16 protein-coding genes are annotated in these 13009 nt (G+C 71.0%); 5 read left to right on the top strand and 11 right to left on the bottom strand.

Annotated features, from left to right (window positions below):
* Positions 1-253: 253 nt before the first annotated feature.
* The 9 genes from trpA to ABGB18_RS22785 all read right to left on the bottom strand — a co-directional run bounded on the left by trpA (position 254) and on the right by ABGB18_RS22785 (position 6662).
* Positions 254-1051, bottom strand: coding sequence for a tryptophan synthase subunit alpha (trpA, locus tag ABGB18_RS22825; protein WP_347697581.1), 798 nt, complete (start codon positions 1049-1051; stop codon positions 254-256).
* Between the two features lie 85 nt (positions 1052-1136).
* Positions 1137-2342: a tryptophan synthase subunit beta gene (gene trpB / locus ABGB18_RS22820; RefSeq protein WP_347697593.1), complete on the bottom strand. Its 1206-nt coding sequence runs from the start codon at positions 2340-2342 to the stop codon at positions 1137-1139.
* A gap of 38 nt (positions 2343-2380) precedes the next feature.
* Positions 2381-3220 (bottom strand): indole-3-glycerol phosphate synthase TrpC, encoded by an 840-nt coding sequence (trpC, locus tag ABGB18_RS22815; RefSeq protein ID WP_347697580.1) that lies wholly within the window; start codon positions 3218-3220, stop codon positions 2381-2383.
* A gap of 118 nt (positions 3221-3338) precedes the next feature.
* On the bottom strand, positions 3339-3770 hold the full coding sequence (locus tag ABGB18_RS22810; RefSeq protein ID WP_347697579.1) for a DUF2752 domain-containing protein: 432 nt from the start codon (positions 3768-3770) through the stop codon (positions 3339-3341).
* A 46-nt stretch (positions 3771-3816) separates the two neighbouring features.
* Positions 3817-4416, bottom strand: a complete 600-nt coding sequence (locus tag ABGB18_RS22805; protein WP_347697578.1) for a CD225/dispanin family protein — start codon at positions 4414-4416, stop codon at positions 3817-3819.
* Positions 4417-4574: 158 nt separating this feature from the next.
* Complete coding sequence (locus tag ABGB18_RS22800; protein WP_347697577.1) at positions 4575-5228, bottom strand: DUF4190 domain-containing protein; 654 nt, start codon at positions 5226-5228, stop codon at positions 4575-4577.
* A 109-nt stretch (positions 5229-5337) separates the two neighbouring features.
* The gene (locus tag ABGB18_RS22795; protein ID WP_347697576.1) at positions 5338-5916 is read right to left on the bottom strand and encodes a Trp biosynthesis-associated membrane protein; all 579 of its coding nucleotides are present in this window, start codon (positions 5914-5916) and stop codon (positions 5338-5340) included.
* A gap of 12 nt (positions 5917-5928) precedes the next feature.
* A complete protein-coding gene (hisI, locus tag ABGB18_RS22790) occupies positions 5929-6276 on the bottom strand; it encodes a phosphoribosyl-AMP cyclohydrolase (protein WP_347697575.1) in 348 nt (115 codons plus the stop codon).
* A 50-nt stretch (positions 6277-6326) separates the two neighbouring features.
* Positions 6327-6662, bottom strand: a complete 336-nt coding sequence (locus ABGB18_RS22785; RefSeq protein ID WP_347697574.1) for an STAS domain-containing protein — start codon at positions 6660-6662, stop codon at positions 6327-6329.
* Positions 6663-6816: 154 nt separating this feature from the next.
* On the opposite strand from ABGB18_RS22785, the gene ABGB18_RS22780 reads away from it, so the two are divergent.
* Positions 6817-7653 carry an MEDS domain-containing protein gene (locus ABGB18_RS22780; RefSeq protein WP_347697573.1) on the top strand — a complete coding sequence of 279 codons (837 nt, stop codon included), beginning with the start codon at positions 6817-6819 and terminating at the stop codon, positions 7651-7653.
* Positions 7646-8035 (top strand): ATP-binding protein, encoded by a 390-nt coding sequence (locus tag ABGB18_RS22775; RefSeq protein ID WP_347697572.1) that lies wholly within the window; start codon positions 7646-7648, stop codon positions 8033-8035. Before ABGB18_RS22780 ends, ABGB18_RS22775 begins: the two co-directional genes overlap by 8 nt.
* A gap of 13 nt (positions 8036-8048) precedes the next feature.
* Here the strand turns inward: ABGB18_RS22775 and ABGB18_RS22770 are convergent, their stop codons facing one another.
* Together ABGB18_RS22770 and ABGB18_RS22765 are read right to left on the bottom strand one after the other, a co-directional pair.
* Positions 8049-9830 (bottom strand): ABC transporter ATP-binding protein, encoded by a 1782-nt coding sequence (locus ABGB18_RS22770; protein WP_347697571.1) that lies wholly within the window; start codon positions 9828-9830, stop codon positions 8049-8051.
* Positions 9827-11626, bottom strand: a complete 1800-nt coding sequence (locus ABGB18_RS22765) for an ABC transporter ATP-binding protein (RefSeq protein WP_347697592.1) — start codon at positions 11624-11626, stop codon at positions 9827-9829. Before ABGB18_RS22765 ends, ABGB18_RS22770 begins: the two co-directional genes overlap by 4 nt.
* A gap of 116 nt (positions 11627-11742) precedes the next feature.
* Here ABGB18_RS22765 and ABGB18_RS22760 point away from each other — a divergent pair, with 116 nt between their 5' ends.
* The 3 genes from ABGB18_RS22760 to ABGB18_RS22750 all read left to right on the top strand — a co-directional run bounded on the left by ABGB18_RS22760 (position 11743) and on the right by ABGB18_RS22750 (position 12951).
* Complete coding sequence (locus ABGB18_RS22760) at positions 11743-12372, top strand: TIGR03085 family metal-binding protein (RefSeq protein ID WP_347697570.1); 630 nt, start codon at positions 11743-11745, stop codon at positions 12370-12372.
* A gap of 96 nt (positions 12373-12468) precedes the next feature.
* The gene (locus ABGB18_RS22755; RefSeq protein ID WP_347697569.1) at positions 12469-12666 is read left to right on the top strand and encodes a hypothetical protein; all 198 of its coding nucleotides are present in this window, start codon (positions 12469-12471) and stop codon (positions 12664-12666) included.
* A 123-nt stretch (positions 12667-12789) separates the two neighbouring features.
* Entirely contained in the window at positions 12790-12951 is a 162-nt protein-coding gene (locus ABGB18_RS22750) for a hypothetical protein (RefSeq protein WP_176993118.1), read from the top strand.
* The last annotated feature ends 58 nt before the right edge of the window (positions 12952-13009 follow it).

Below are 13009 nucleotides of genomic sequence, written 5' to 3'. Positions count from 1 at the left end.
CAACCGCCTCGTCGGCATCCTGCACGGCTGCCTCAAAACCGGCACCCTCTACGACGAGGCAACCGCCTGGTCGCATCACACCGAGTCGCTTGCTGCTTGACAACTAAAGCCCCTGGGATGTCTTTCGGGTCATGCGTCACACCGCTCGGGAGCCCCGATCATCACCCGGACGCCGGACCGCCCGCCATGGACGTACGCGCCAGATCTTTGCTCTTGTCCCGAAATCCCGTCACATAGGCGGCAAAGTCCGCCCTTACCCGCGGCGTACCCCCTGCGCCATGTCCCTGGCGAGGGCGGCGACGGACTCCCGGCCCGCGGCCTCGTCGGGCGCGTCGAGCAGCCGCCGGATGAACGCCGACCCCACGATCACCCCGTCGGCGTAGGCCGCCACCTCGGCCGCCTGCGCTCCCGTGCCGACGCCCAGGCCCACGCACACCGGCAGGTCGGTGTGCTCCTTGGTGCGCTGGACCAGCCCCTCGGCGGCGACGTTGACGCTCTCCCGCGCGCCCGTGACGCCCATCAGCGAGGCCGCGTAGACGAAGCCCGTGCAGCAGTCGACGACGGCCTTGATGCGCCCCTCCGTCGAGCTGGGCGCCACCAGGAACACCGTGTCGATGCCCGCGCCCGCCGAGGCGGCGCGCCACGGCTCCGACTCCTCCGGCGTCAGGTCGGGCGTGATCGTGCCCACCCCGCCGGCGTTGGCCAGGTCACGGGCGAACCGCTCGGCGCCGTAGCGGTCGACGGGATTCCAGTAGGTCATGACCAGTGTGGCCGCGCCCGTGGCGGCGACTCCCTCGACCGTGCGCATCACGTCGGCGATCCGCGTGCCGTTGATCAGCGACCTGTGCACCGCGTCCTGGATCGTCGGCCCGTCCATGAGCGGGTCGGAGTAGGGCAGGCCGATCTCGATGACGTCGCAGCCGGCCTCCACCAGGGCCGCGGCGGCGGCGATGGCGCCGTCCTTGGACGGGAAGCCCGCCGGCAGGTAGCCGACGAGCGCGGCCCGGTTGTCCGCCTTCGCCTTGGCGAAAACCGTCTGAAGAGTCGTCATGTCTGTCCGTTTCGAAAGGGCGAGTCCCGCCATGATGCCCCGGCACGGGGACACCCGGAGTTCCCCGCGCCGGTGTGGCGGCTCGTCAGAGGTTGAAGTATTTCATCGCCGTGCCCATGTCCTTGTCACCGCGGCCGGAGAGGTTGACCAGGATGATCGCCTCCGGGCCGAGCTCGCGGCCCAGCTCCAGCGCGCCCGCCAGGGCGTGGGAGGACTCGATCGCCGGGATGATGCCCTCGGTCCTGGCCAGCAGCGAGAACGCCGCCATGGCCTCGTCATCGGTGACGCCGTGGTAGGTGGCGCGGCCCGAGTCCTTCAGCCAGGCGTGCTCGGGGCCGACGCCCGGATAGTCGAGCCCGGCCGAGATCGAGTGGGACTCGATGGTCTGGCCCTCGTCGTCCTGCAGCACGTAGGTGCGCGAGCCGTGCAGCACGCCGACCGAGCCGGCGGTCAGGGTGAGCGCGTGCTCGCCGCTCTCCAGACCGTGCCCTGCCGCCTCATAGCCGTGCAGCCGCACGCCCTCGTCGCCGATGAAGGCGTGGAAGACGCCGATCGCGTTGCTGCCGCCGCCGACCGCCGCGCACACCGCGTCGGGCAGCCTGCCGGTCAGCTCCACGATCTGGCGGCGGGCCTCGACGCCGATGATGCGCGCGAAGTCGCGCACGATCTCGGGGAACGGGTGCGGCCCCGCGACCGTGCCGAACAGGTAGTGGGTGGTGTCGACGTTGGTCACCCAGTCGCGGAACGCCTCGTTGATGGCGTCCTTCAGCGTCTGGGAGCCGTTGGTCACCGGCACCACGGTGGCGCCGAGCAGCTTCATCCTGGCCACGTTGAGGGCCTGGCGCTCGCAGTCGACCGCGCCCATGTAGATCACGCACTCCAGGCCGAGCAGGGCGGCCGCGGTCGCGGTGGCGACGCCGTGCTGGCCCGCGCCGGTCTCGGCGATCACGCGCTTCTTGCCCAGGCGCTTGGTCAGCAGCGCCTGGCCCAGCACGTTGTTGATCTTGTGGGCGCCGGTGTGGGTGAGGTCCTCGCGCTTGAGCACGATCCTCGCGCCGCCGGCCTGCTCGCTGAAGCGTGGCACGTCGGTCAGCGTCGTCGGCCGGCCGGCGTAGGTCCGCAGCAGGTGGTCGAACTCGCGGATGAACTCCGCGTCGTGCTTGGCCTTCTCGTAGACCGCGGCCACCTCGTCGAGCGCCGGGATGAGCGCCTCCGGCACGTATCGGCCGCCGAAGATGCCGAACTTGCCGTGCACGTCGGGATCATCGCCGTGCGCGCCGTTGCCCGCCAGGTCGGCGGCGGTCAGGATGGAGCCTTCGTTTGCCACTGCTATCCCTCTGCTGAGTGGTCGGGGCGAGTCGACGGATGGGCGCCGGCGGTCACCAGCGCCTCCACTGCCTTGCGCGGATCATTGCCCGTGACCAGGCTCTCCCCCACCAGGACGGCGTCGGCGCCGGCCCGGGCGTAGGCGAGCAGGTCATGCGGACCGCGCACGCCCGACTCGGCAATCTTGATCACGTTATCGGGGATCTTCGGCGCCAGCTTCGCGAAGACCTCGCGGTCGACCTCGAGGGTCTTCAGATTGCGGGCGTTGACCCCGATGACCCTGGCGCCGGCGGCGACCGCCCGGTCGAGCTCCTCTTCGGTGTGCACCTCGACCAGCGGGGTGAGACCGATCGACTCGGCCCGCTCGATCAGCGACACCAACGCCTCCTGCTCCAGGCAGACCACCATCAGCAGCGCCAGGTCGGCGCCGTGGGCCCTGGCCTCCCAGAGCTGGTAGGAGGTGAGGATGAAGTCCTTGCGCAGGATCGGGATGTCGACCCTGGCGCGCACGGCGGTCAGGTCGTCGAGGCTGCCCCCGAACTTGCGCCGCTCGGTCAGCACGCTGATGACGTGGGCGCCGCCGGCCTCGTAGTCGGCCGCCAGCGCGGCCGGATCGGCGATCGCGGCGAGCGCCCCCTTGGACGGACTCGAGCGCTTGACCTCGGCGATCACCGAGATCCTGTCACCCCCGAGCGCGGACATCGCGTCCCTGGGCGCGTGGGCACGCTCGGCGCGCTGCTTGAGCTCGTCGATGGACACGGCCTGCTGACGTGCGGCGAGGTCGGCGCGCACCCCTTCGAGGATGTCGTCGAGGACGCTCGGCCCTTCCGTCCGCTCACTCACGCGCTTGAGGTCCCTCCGGTCGACAGTGGGGGTGGCGGAGAGTTCGCGTCGCGTCCGCTCTCAGCCTTGTCCTGCGATGGTATCGGCCTTGCGGGGTCAGCTCACCACAGGCCCCTGACTAGGGCGCGAGGAACGCCCCGAAAGGCAGGTTACGGACGACCCAGTAAACCATGACGATCGCGATGAACCCCCAGAGCCACGCCGGGTGGGCGAGTGTCATGCGGCGGGGTCTGCCCTGCAGGACGCGGACGACCCAGCGGCCCCACCAGAACAGCAGGAACGGGATCGTCGCCACGGCGAGGGGATTGAGCCCGAGCGCGGCGACCGGATCGAGGTGCGCCAGCGCGTGCATGGTGCGCAGCGTCCCGCATCCCGGGCAGTAGAGGCCGGTGATCCACAGGAACGGGCACGTGGGGTAGTGGCCGGGCTGATTGGGATCCACCACGCCGACGAACGCGAACGCCGCCCCGGTCACGGCCGCAACACCGAGCGGCGCGAGCAGGCCCCTGAGCCGGGGCGTGTCGCGCCACTCGGTCGTTGCGATCTTCATGCTTCTATCATCCGCCTTCCCTATGCCCCCGATGTCGCTCCGCCCTCTAGTACGTGGTGGTGGGGACGCTCGCGGCGAGCAGGACGAAGACGATGACGTAGAAGATGATCAGGAGGACGATCGCGATGCCGCCGAAGATCAGGCTGCGCTTCCACCACGTCTTGGCTTCCTCGGCCGCCTGCATGGCGCCCTGGTAGTCACCGACCTGCCACTTCGAGTTCACCTGCGACGACTTCACGATCGCCACGATGCCCAGCGGGAGGCAGCAGAACAGGGTGGTGAGGATGGCGGGGACCAACTGGTTGTCCGGCGGGTTGCCGCCGGGACCGCCACCGTAGCCGCCACCACCGGGAGGCTGCTGGCCGTAACCACCACCGCCGTAGCCGCCGCTGTCGTACCCGCCACCGCTCGGCGGCTGCTGACCGTAACCACCGCCGCTCGGCGGCTGCTGACCATAGCCACCGCCGCTGGGCGGCTGCTGGCCGTAGCCGCCACCGCTCGGCGGCTGCTGACCGTAACCACCGCCGCTCGGCGGCTGCTGACCATAGCCACCGCCACTCTGCGGCTGCTGGCCGTAGCCGCCCCCGTACCCACCACCGGGGGGCTGGGCGCCGTAACCGCCGTCGCCCTGGTTCCCGTAACTCATGCTAATGACCCCCATGTCGTCATCTTTGAGTTGAGTTGCGCGCGGCAGCCTAGCGATAAAGCATCTTCTACGTGGGCCAACGCGTAATTTGGGGATAAACCGTAATCGGAACGCAAGCAGGCCGTCACGGTGCGGCTATGCTCGCGAACCGGGCCAGGTCAGTAGCTCTCCACGCTGGACGTGGCGGCGGCGCTGATCCCGATCAGGGACAGCAGCAGGCCGCCGAAAACGATCCAGCACAGCAGCCACAGCACGACGGTGATGTAGGAGGTCACCAGGCCGCCGACGGCCATGCCCGAGCCTTCCTCGCCGGTCTTCTTGATACGGCTGAGCGCGATGTGCCCGAGGATCACCCCCGGAATGCTGGTGAGCCCGCAGAAGACCAGGCCGATGATGCCCATGACCAGCGAGGCCACCGCCATGCCGTTGGTGGACCTGGGCGGCGGGGCGGCGTAACCGTAGTTCGGCTGGGCGTAGCCGTAGCTGGGCGGCTGCTGGCCATAGCCGCCGCTCGGGGGCAGCTGGCCATAGCCGAGCTGCTCCTGCGGATAGCTGGGCGGCTGCTGACCGTAGCCGGCCCCGCTGGGCGGCTGCTGGCCGTAGCCGCCGCTGTAGGGCTGCTCGCCGTAGCCGCCGCCGGGCGCCTGCTCGCCGTACCCGCCGTAGCCGCCGCCGGCCGGGGGCTGGCCGTACCCGCCGCCGCTGGGCGGCTGCTGGCCATAGCCGCCCGCCCCGCCGGGCGGCTGCTGGCCATAACCACCGCCGGGTGGCTGCGCGCCGTAGCCGCCACCGCCCTGATCCCCGTAGCTCATCCGCTTGGCTCCTCAACTGTTTCGTGCGCGTTGCAACGGCAGCCTATTGAGAAAAGGTTTGCCAAGCGGACACAGGTTCAGCACGGAAATGATTCGTACCCGCCGGATCTCACCTGGAGTCGGTCGGATCGTCGCCGCGGTCGAGCGCCTCCCACAGCGACCGGTCGTCCCGCGGCCGTGCCCCGGCCGGGGTGGCGGCCCGCTCGAAACGCGCCGACATGCCCGCCCACCTGCTCCCTCGCACGATCGCGACGACTCCCCCGGCGATCACCAGGGCCGCTCCCGCCGCCGCGACGGCCGGCCAGAGCGGCACGACCTCCCAGGGCAGGTCGTGCTGGCCCTGCATGACGTTCCGGTCACGCAGCCAGCCGGTCACGGTGCCGGCGTTCACCGCCGCCCAGGTGCCGGCCGCCGCGCCGGCACCGCACAGGGCGAGCAGCCCGCCCACGACGCGGCGTCCGATGCCCTTGGTGGCCAGCACCGCCACCACGCCCGCCAGCCCGGCCAGCGCCAGGGGGGTCAGCACGGGACTGAGCTCGCCGCCAGTGGGCACCGCCGCGCCGGCGTCGCTCTCCAGGAGCCGCACCCAGCCGCGGCCGGCCGCGAGCAGCACGAGCGCGCAGCCCAGGGCCGTGCCCAGGACCCACCCCCACAGCTCGCCGCGTGCCCGCCGCTCCTTGGACTCCACCTCGCCGCCCTCCTAGCCGAGCGCGAGCTCGAGCCGGTCGGCGTCGAAGCACGTGCGGTCGCCGGTGTGGCAGGCGGCACCCACCTGGTCGACCTTGAGCAGGATGGTGTCGGCGTCGCAGTCGAGCGCCACGGACCTGACGTGCTGGACGTTGCCGGAGGTGGCGCCCTTCACCCAGATCTCGGCGCGGCTGCGGGACCAGTAGGTGGCGCTGCCGGTGGTGAGCGTCAGGTGCAGCGCCTCGTCGTTCATCCAGGCCAGCATGAGCACCTCGCCGGTGTCGTGCTGCTGGACGATGGCGGGCACGAGGCCGTCGGCGTTGCGCTTCAGCCTCGCGGCGATCTTGGAGTCAAGGGCCATACCGCTCATTCAACCAGCCCACCCGGCCGCCCCCGCCACCGCACGCGCGGTCAGTCCAGGGCCTGGGAGAGCGTGTCGTAGATGGGGAACAGCGGAGCCAGGTTCGTCCGGCGCAGGCGGCGCAGGACCTGGCCGCCGGGCGCCACCAGGGCCATGGTCCCGTCCCTGTCCCGCAGCGTGGCCAGCACGCGCACCAGCACCCCGAGGCCCGTCGTGTCGATGAAGGTCAACGCCGTCAGGTCGACCACCAGCCGGGGGCCGTGGGTCTCCACCGCCTCGTCGAGGCACCTGCGGACCTGGGACACGTTGTCCAGGTCCACCTCGCCCGCCAGGCTGACCACCACGAGCTCGCCGTGTCGGCGTCGCGTCATCTCCAGCACATCCACGCCCATGCTCCTCATTACCCCTCCGGTGGGCGACCCCGCCGAAAAGGTACACCGGTCAGCATCGCGTCACGATGGGTTTTGCCAAGAATGCGCTACGTGATGGCGCGTACCGGAGTAGTTTCGGGGGCGACGCCTGCCAGGGGAGGACACCATCGTGGTGCACGTCGCGGGCTCCGTCCTCGACCCCGATCTGGGGGATCACGTCTGCCTGCCGTTCGAGGGCGAGCGGGAGCGGATGACCGCCACGAGCGCGTTCACGATGAACGGGCTCCGCCGCCGGACCAAAGTGGTGATCGTCACGCACGCCGACAGCCCCGAGCGGACGCGTGACTGGCTGGCGCCGCTGGTGCCGGGGTTCGCCGACGCGGAGTCCGCGGGGCAGGTGGAGATCCTGGCATGCTCCGACACCCACTTCACCAACGGCTGCCTCGATCCGGAGCGGGTCCTCGGCGGGCTGGGCGCGGCCCGCGAGCGGGCCCGCAAACACGGGCAGCACGGTGTGTACGCCCTGATCGACGCGTCCTGGGGAGTACGGGACGTGCCGGGCCAGGCGGCGTTCGAGGCGGCCGCCAACGAGCTGTTCGGCGAGCGCTGGCTGGCGGCCGTGTGCCAGTACGACCGCAACCTGTTCCCGCGCGAGGCCATCGACCAGGCCTCCTCCGTGCACCCGATCACGCCGGAGCAGGCGCTGCTGCGCTTCGCCAACACCTGCTCCCCGGGTGGACTGCGGCTCTGGGGGGACATCGACCTGACCAACCGGCCGGCGTTCGCCTCGGTGCTGGCGCGGCTGGAGAAGGAGCCCGCCGAGGTCGTGATCGACGCCACCGAGCTCGACTTCATCGACGCCGGCTCCGCGCAGTTGCTGACCGTCACGGCCATGGCCAGGCCCCGCGACTCCACGGTGATGGTCTGCCGCGACACCGTCGCCCGGGTGCTGCGCCTGATCAGGGCCGACGAGTTCATCGCCGTGCGCCGGGTGGGCGATGTGTAGACAGGTGCTCTGCGCGAGCTTCGCCCGGGGGCGGATCACGGTCCTGCGCCGGGCGGTCGCCGAGCACGCCGCCTATGAGGGGTTGTCCGGCCGGCACCTGGAGGACTTCGTGCTGGCGGTCAACGAGATCACCACCAACGCGGTGGTGCACGGCGGCGGGCACGGGCGGTTGCGGCTGTGGTCGTACGACGGGCGGTTGTGGTGCGAGGTCGCCGACCAGGGGCCGGGGCTGCCGCCCGGGTGGATGAGCGGTCTGGGCCCGCCCGCGGGGTACGAGTTCCGCGGGCGGGGCCTGTGGCTGGCCCGCATGCTGTGCGACCAGATCACGATCGTGTCCGGGCCGGGCGGCACGACCGTGACCTTCGCCGCGGTGAGCGGATAGCGCGCCCCCGGGGCTAGGAGTGCGCCGCCGAGACCCAGGAGGCGTGCAGGTCCGCGTACACGCCGGGCTCCCGGACCAGCACCGCGTGCGGGCCGCGCTGCACCAGGCGGCCCGCGTCGAAGACGAGGACCTCGTCGGCGTTCTCGGCCGTGGACAGGCGGTGCGCGATCGAGATGGCGGTGCGGCCGCGGGTGACGCCTTCCAGGGCGCGCGCCAGCCGTACCTCCGTGGCCGGGTCCACCGCCGAGGTGGCCTCGTCCAGCAGCAGCAGGTCGGGGTCGGCGAGGTAGGCGCGGGCCAGGGCGACGAGCTGGCGCTCGCCCGCCGACAGCGACTCGCCGCGCTGCCCGACGGGCGTGTCCAGCCCGGCGGGCAGGGCTTCGAGCCAGTCGGCCAGGCCCAGCTCGGTCATGGCCAGCTCGATCTCGTCGTCGGTGGCCGCCGGCTTGCCGTAGCGGATGTTCGCGGCCAGCGTCCCGTCGAACAGGAAGCCGTCCTGCGGCACCATGACGATGCGCTCGCGCAGGGAGGAGAAGCGGACGCCGCGCAGGTCATGGCCGTCCACGGTGACCCGTCCAGAGGCGGGGTCCATCAACCTCGTCAGGAGTTTGGCGAACGTGGTCTTGCCCGAGCCGGTCTCCCCCACCACGGCCACGCGGGAGCGCGGCGGGATCTCCAGCGAGAGGTCGCGCAGCACGGGCTCGCCACCGGGGTAGGCGAAGTGCACGTCCTCGAAGGCGACGGAGATGGGGCCGCGGGGCAGGTTCTTGCCCTCGTCGCCGGGGTCGGCCACGTCGGGCGGCGTGTCGAGCACACCGAGGATGCGGCGCCAGCCGGCCACGGCGTTCTGGGCCTCGTTCAGCACTTCTGTGGCCATCTGCAGCGGCGAGATGAACAGCGTGACCAGGAACAGGAACGCCACGAGCTGCCCCTGCGTGATGTCACCCGACAGGCCCAGCCGCACGCCGAGCAGCACGATCCCGGCGATGGCCAGGGCGGCCACCAGCTCGGTCAGAGGGAAGACGAAGCCCACGATCGTCTGGGCCCGGATCTGGGCGCTCCGGTTGGCGTTCACGGCCTTGTCGATGCGGTCGCCGGTGCGCTGCTCGGAGGCGTACGCCCTGATGACGGCCGCGCCGACGACCGACTCGCTGACGGCGGCCAGCATGTCGCCGGTGCGCTCGCGCACGATCGTGTACGCCCGCGACAGCAGCCGCTGGAACCGTGGCAGCGCGATGATCAGCGGGATGAAGCAGCCCCAGACCAGCAGCGTGAGCTGCCAGGAGTAGACGAGCATGAGCACGGTCGCCACGAGGAGCTGGCCGAGCGCCACGATGATCATCAGCCCGCCCCACTGCATGAACGTGCTGATCTGGTCGATGTCGTTGGTGACGCGCGAGACCAGGGCGCCGCGGCGCTCGCTGTTCTGGGTGAGCACGGACAGGTCGTGTACGTGCCGGAAGCCGCGCACGCGCAGAGTGGCGAGCGAGGACTCGGTCGCCTTGTAGAGGCGGACGTTCATGACGTATCCGGCGAGTGCCGTCAGCACCACCGCCGCCGCGCAGACCAGGACGGCGCTGGTGATGTACGGCAGGTCCGGCGTGCCGTTCTTCAGCCCCGTGTCGATGGTCTGCTGGACCGCGATCGGCACGACGATCTTGCCCAGGGTGGCGATCACGGCCAGCGCCATCGTGCCCGCCAGGCCCCTGCGGAACTCGGGCGTGATCGACAGTCCCTGGCGGATCGTGGCCAGCGCGGAACGTTCGATGTTGCCCTGGATGCCCTGCGCGGTCATGCCCTGACCTCTTCTTCCTCTGTCGGGAGCTCCTCCACCGGGACGTCGATCGCGGCGCGCTCGGCTTCCTCCCGCTCGTAGGCGGTCACCAGGTTGCGGTAGCCCTCACAGCGACCGAGCAGCTCCGCGTGCGGCCCGCGGTCCACGACCCGGCCGCGGTCGAGGTAGACGACCTCGTCGGCCAGGGCGATCGTGGCCATCCGGTAGGCCACGACCACGACGGTGGAGGCCTCGGCCGCGTCCCGCAGGCCGTACAGGATCTTGGCCTCGACCTGCGGGTCCACGCTGGAGGTGGCGTCGTCGAGGATGAGCAGGCGCGGCCGGCGTACGAGTGCGCGGGCCAGCGCGAGGCGCTGGCGCTGGCCGCCGGACAGGGTCGCGCCGCGCTCGCCGACCCGTGTGTCGAGCCCGCCCGAGAGGCGCCCGACGAAGCCCTCGGCCTGTGCCAGGCGCAGCGCCGCCCACACGTCCCCGTCGCCGACGTCGAGGCCGAGCGCGACGTTGCCGTGCACGCTGTCGTCGAACAGGAACGTCTGCTGCGGCACCAGCGCCACCGACTCCGCCACGCCGCCGTAGGCCAGCTCGCGCAGGTCCACGCCGTCGAGCAGCACCTGGCCGGAGCCGGGGTCCACCAGCCGGCCGAGCAGTTGCACGAGCGTGGACTTGCCCGAGCCGGTGGGCCCGACCAGGGCGACGGTCCGGCCGGCGGGCACGTCGAAGGTGATCTCGTGCAGCACCTCGGTCTCGCCGTGGGCGTAGGAGACGCCGTCGACCTCGAGCCGGGCGGGGCCGGAGGAGGGGGCGACGGCGGTGCCGTACGACATCGAGCCGCTCGCCTCCAGCACGGCCTGCACCCGCTGCCAGCCGACGACGCTGCGCGGCAGCTCGGCCAGCACCCAGCCCAGCGCCCTGATGGGGAAGGCCAGCAGCGTGAACAGGTACGCCACCTGCACCAGGTCGCCGGAGCCGATCGAGCCGGTGGACAGGCGCATCGCGCCGACGGCGAGCACGGCGAGCACGCCCAGCGTGGGCAGCGCCTCCAGCAGCGGGTCGAACAGCCCGCGCACCCGCCCGACGGCGATGTTGGCGTCGCGCAGCTCGTGGGCACGCCGCCGGAACCGGTCGGTCTCCAGCTCCTCCCTGCCGAGCGTCTTGACGACGAGCGCCCCGTCGAAGCTCTCGTGGGCGATCTCGCTCACCTCGGCGCGCAGTTGCTGGGCGCGGGTGGCCAGCGGACTGAGCTTGCGCTGATAGATCAGATTAAGTACGGCGATAGCCGGAAAAATCAGGAAAGCGACCAGGGCCAGGACGAGATCCGTGACCACCATCGCGAACGCCGCGGTGACCAGCATGACGATCACGCCCACGGCCATCGGCAGCGGGGCGAGCGGCGCCCAGGCGGCCTCGGCGTCGGAACTGGCGTTCGAGAGCAGTTGCCCGGTCGGGTGCCGGTGGTGCCACGACAGCGGCAGCCGCAGGTACTGCTTGGTCACGTCCCGGCGCGACCTGGCCTGCATGCGGAACTGCATCATGCCCGCCAGGATGCGCCGCCCCGCCACGCCCAGCGCCTTGAGCAGCGCGGCGCCCAGGATGAGGAACGTCCCGGTCCATAACGCGCCGGAGGCGACGCCGCCGTCCCGGAAGGCCGGCAGCACGAGATGGTCCGTGGCCCAGCCGAGCGCCCACGCGGAGGCGACGGTCATGCCTCCGTAGATCGCGCTGGCCACCACGGCCAGCGCGAACACCGCTCTTTCAGTGCGAATGGCCACCCCAAGGACGCGAAGCCCTTGGCGCATGACGGCCGAGGTGACCTTGCTCGCCACTCGGTGACATTCCCTTCGACTATGACATTTCTACCTACGTCCTAATCAGGGTCAATCATCACGTTATTCCCACCGGTAGGGTTGCTCATGTGACTCATGCTCGTAGCGAACGCGCCGCGCTCTGCGATCTCTTCGACCGACTCGGGCCGGACGCGCCGACGCTCTGCACGGGCTGGACCACCTATGACCTGGCCGCCCACCTGGTGCTGCGGGAGCGCCGGCCGGACGCGATGGGCGGCATCGCGATCAAACCGCTGGCCGGCTACACCGCTTCCGTGCAGCGGCGGCTCAAGGCCCGCCACCACTACCCCGAGCTGGTCGGTCTCGTCCGCGAGCCCGGCGGCCTCTACTCCCTGCTGCCCGCCCTGGACGAGGCCGTCAACGCGCTGGAGTTCTTCGTGCACCACGAGGACGTCCGCCGCGCCCAGCCGTCGTGGGAGCCCCGCGAGCTGCCCGAGGACTTCGAGCAGCTCATCTGGAAGCGGGTCTCCACGGGGACCCGGCTGATGTTGCGCCGGGCGCCGGTGGGCGTGGTGCTGCACCGGCTCGGCGGCGGCGTGGTCCTCGGCGGGCCGCGCGGGGGCAACCGGGTGGAGGTCACCGGCAGGGCGGGCGAACTGCTGATGTTCTGCTTCGGGCGGCAGGAGCACGCCCGGGTGGAGCTCACCGGCGACCCGGACGCGATCGCCCGCCTCCGCGCGTCCTTCCTGGGCGTGTAGGCCCGGCCACGTCGACGGGTCCCCCGGCGTGGCCTTCCGCTCGGCCGCGCAGGGCCGCTCGCCCGATAATCGCCTTTTTGTCCGTCCTCGTCTTCCATGTTGCTGTTCGCCCCCGGCGATGATCCCCGCCCGGCCGGTGGTCTCCTCATCGCCCGGCACCCCGGCCTCGGGCCGTACCGGCTGGTCATGGCGGCGCCGCCGGTCCGCGTCGCCGCCGGCGCCGCCCGGCTCGCTGCTCCCGCGGCTCACCCTTCACAGAAAACCCGGCGCGGCAGGCGCTCGCGCCTGATCTAGAGCCCGTACCATGGCATAGGAAAGCAGCCCCCCGGTTAGGATCATGAACATCTTCACAGAAGATGCCAGTGACCGCCCAGATCCGGGTATATACGGCTGGGAATGGACTGCAGGAGGCCCCCCATGCAGGTCAAGAAGGTGATCACCTACGTGGCTGTCGCGTTCGTGGTCTTCTACCTGTTCACCAAGCCGGCCGAGGCTGCTGCCGCAGTGAACGGGGTGTTCGACGGAATCCTTCAGGGAGCGGATCAGTTGGCCACATTCTTCACCGCGGTTCTGACCTGACGGCGGTTCTGTCTGCGTTGGACGCTTCCCCGCGCTGCCAGATCGTGTTACGCAGGCA

Origin of the sequence: Nonomuraea sp. B12E4, from assembly GCF_039871825.1 — a bacterium.
In the GTDB taxonomy this organism is placed as follows: domain Bacteria; phylum Actinomycetota; class Actinomycetes; order Streptosporangiales; family Streptosporangiaceae; genus Nonomuraea.
This window is presented reverse-complemented; position numbering and strand designations above follow the sequence as displayed.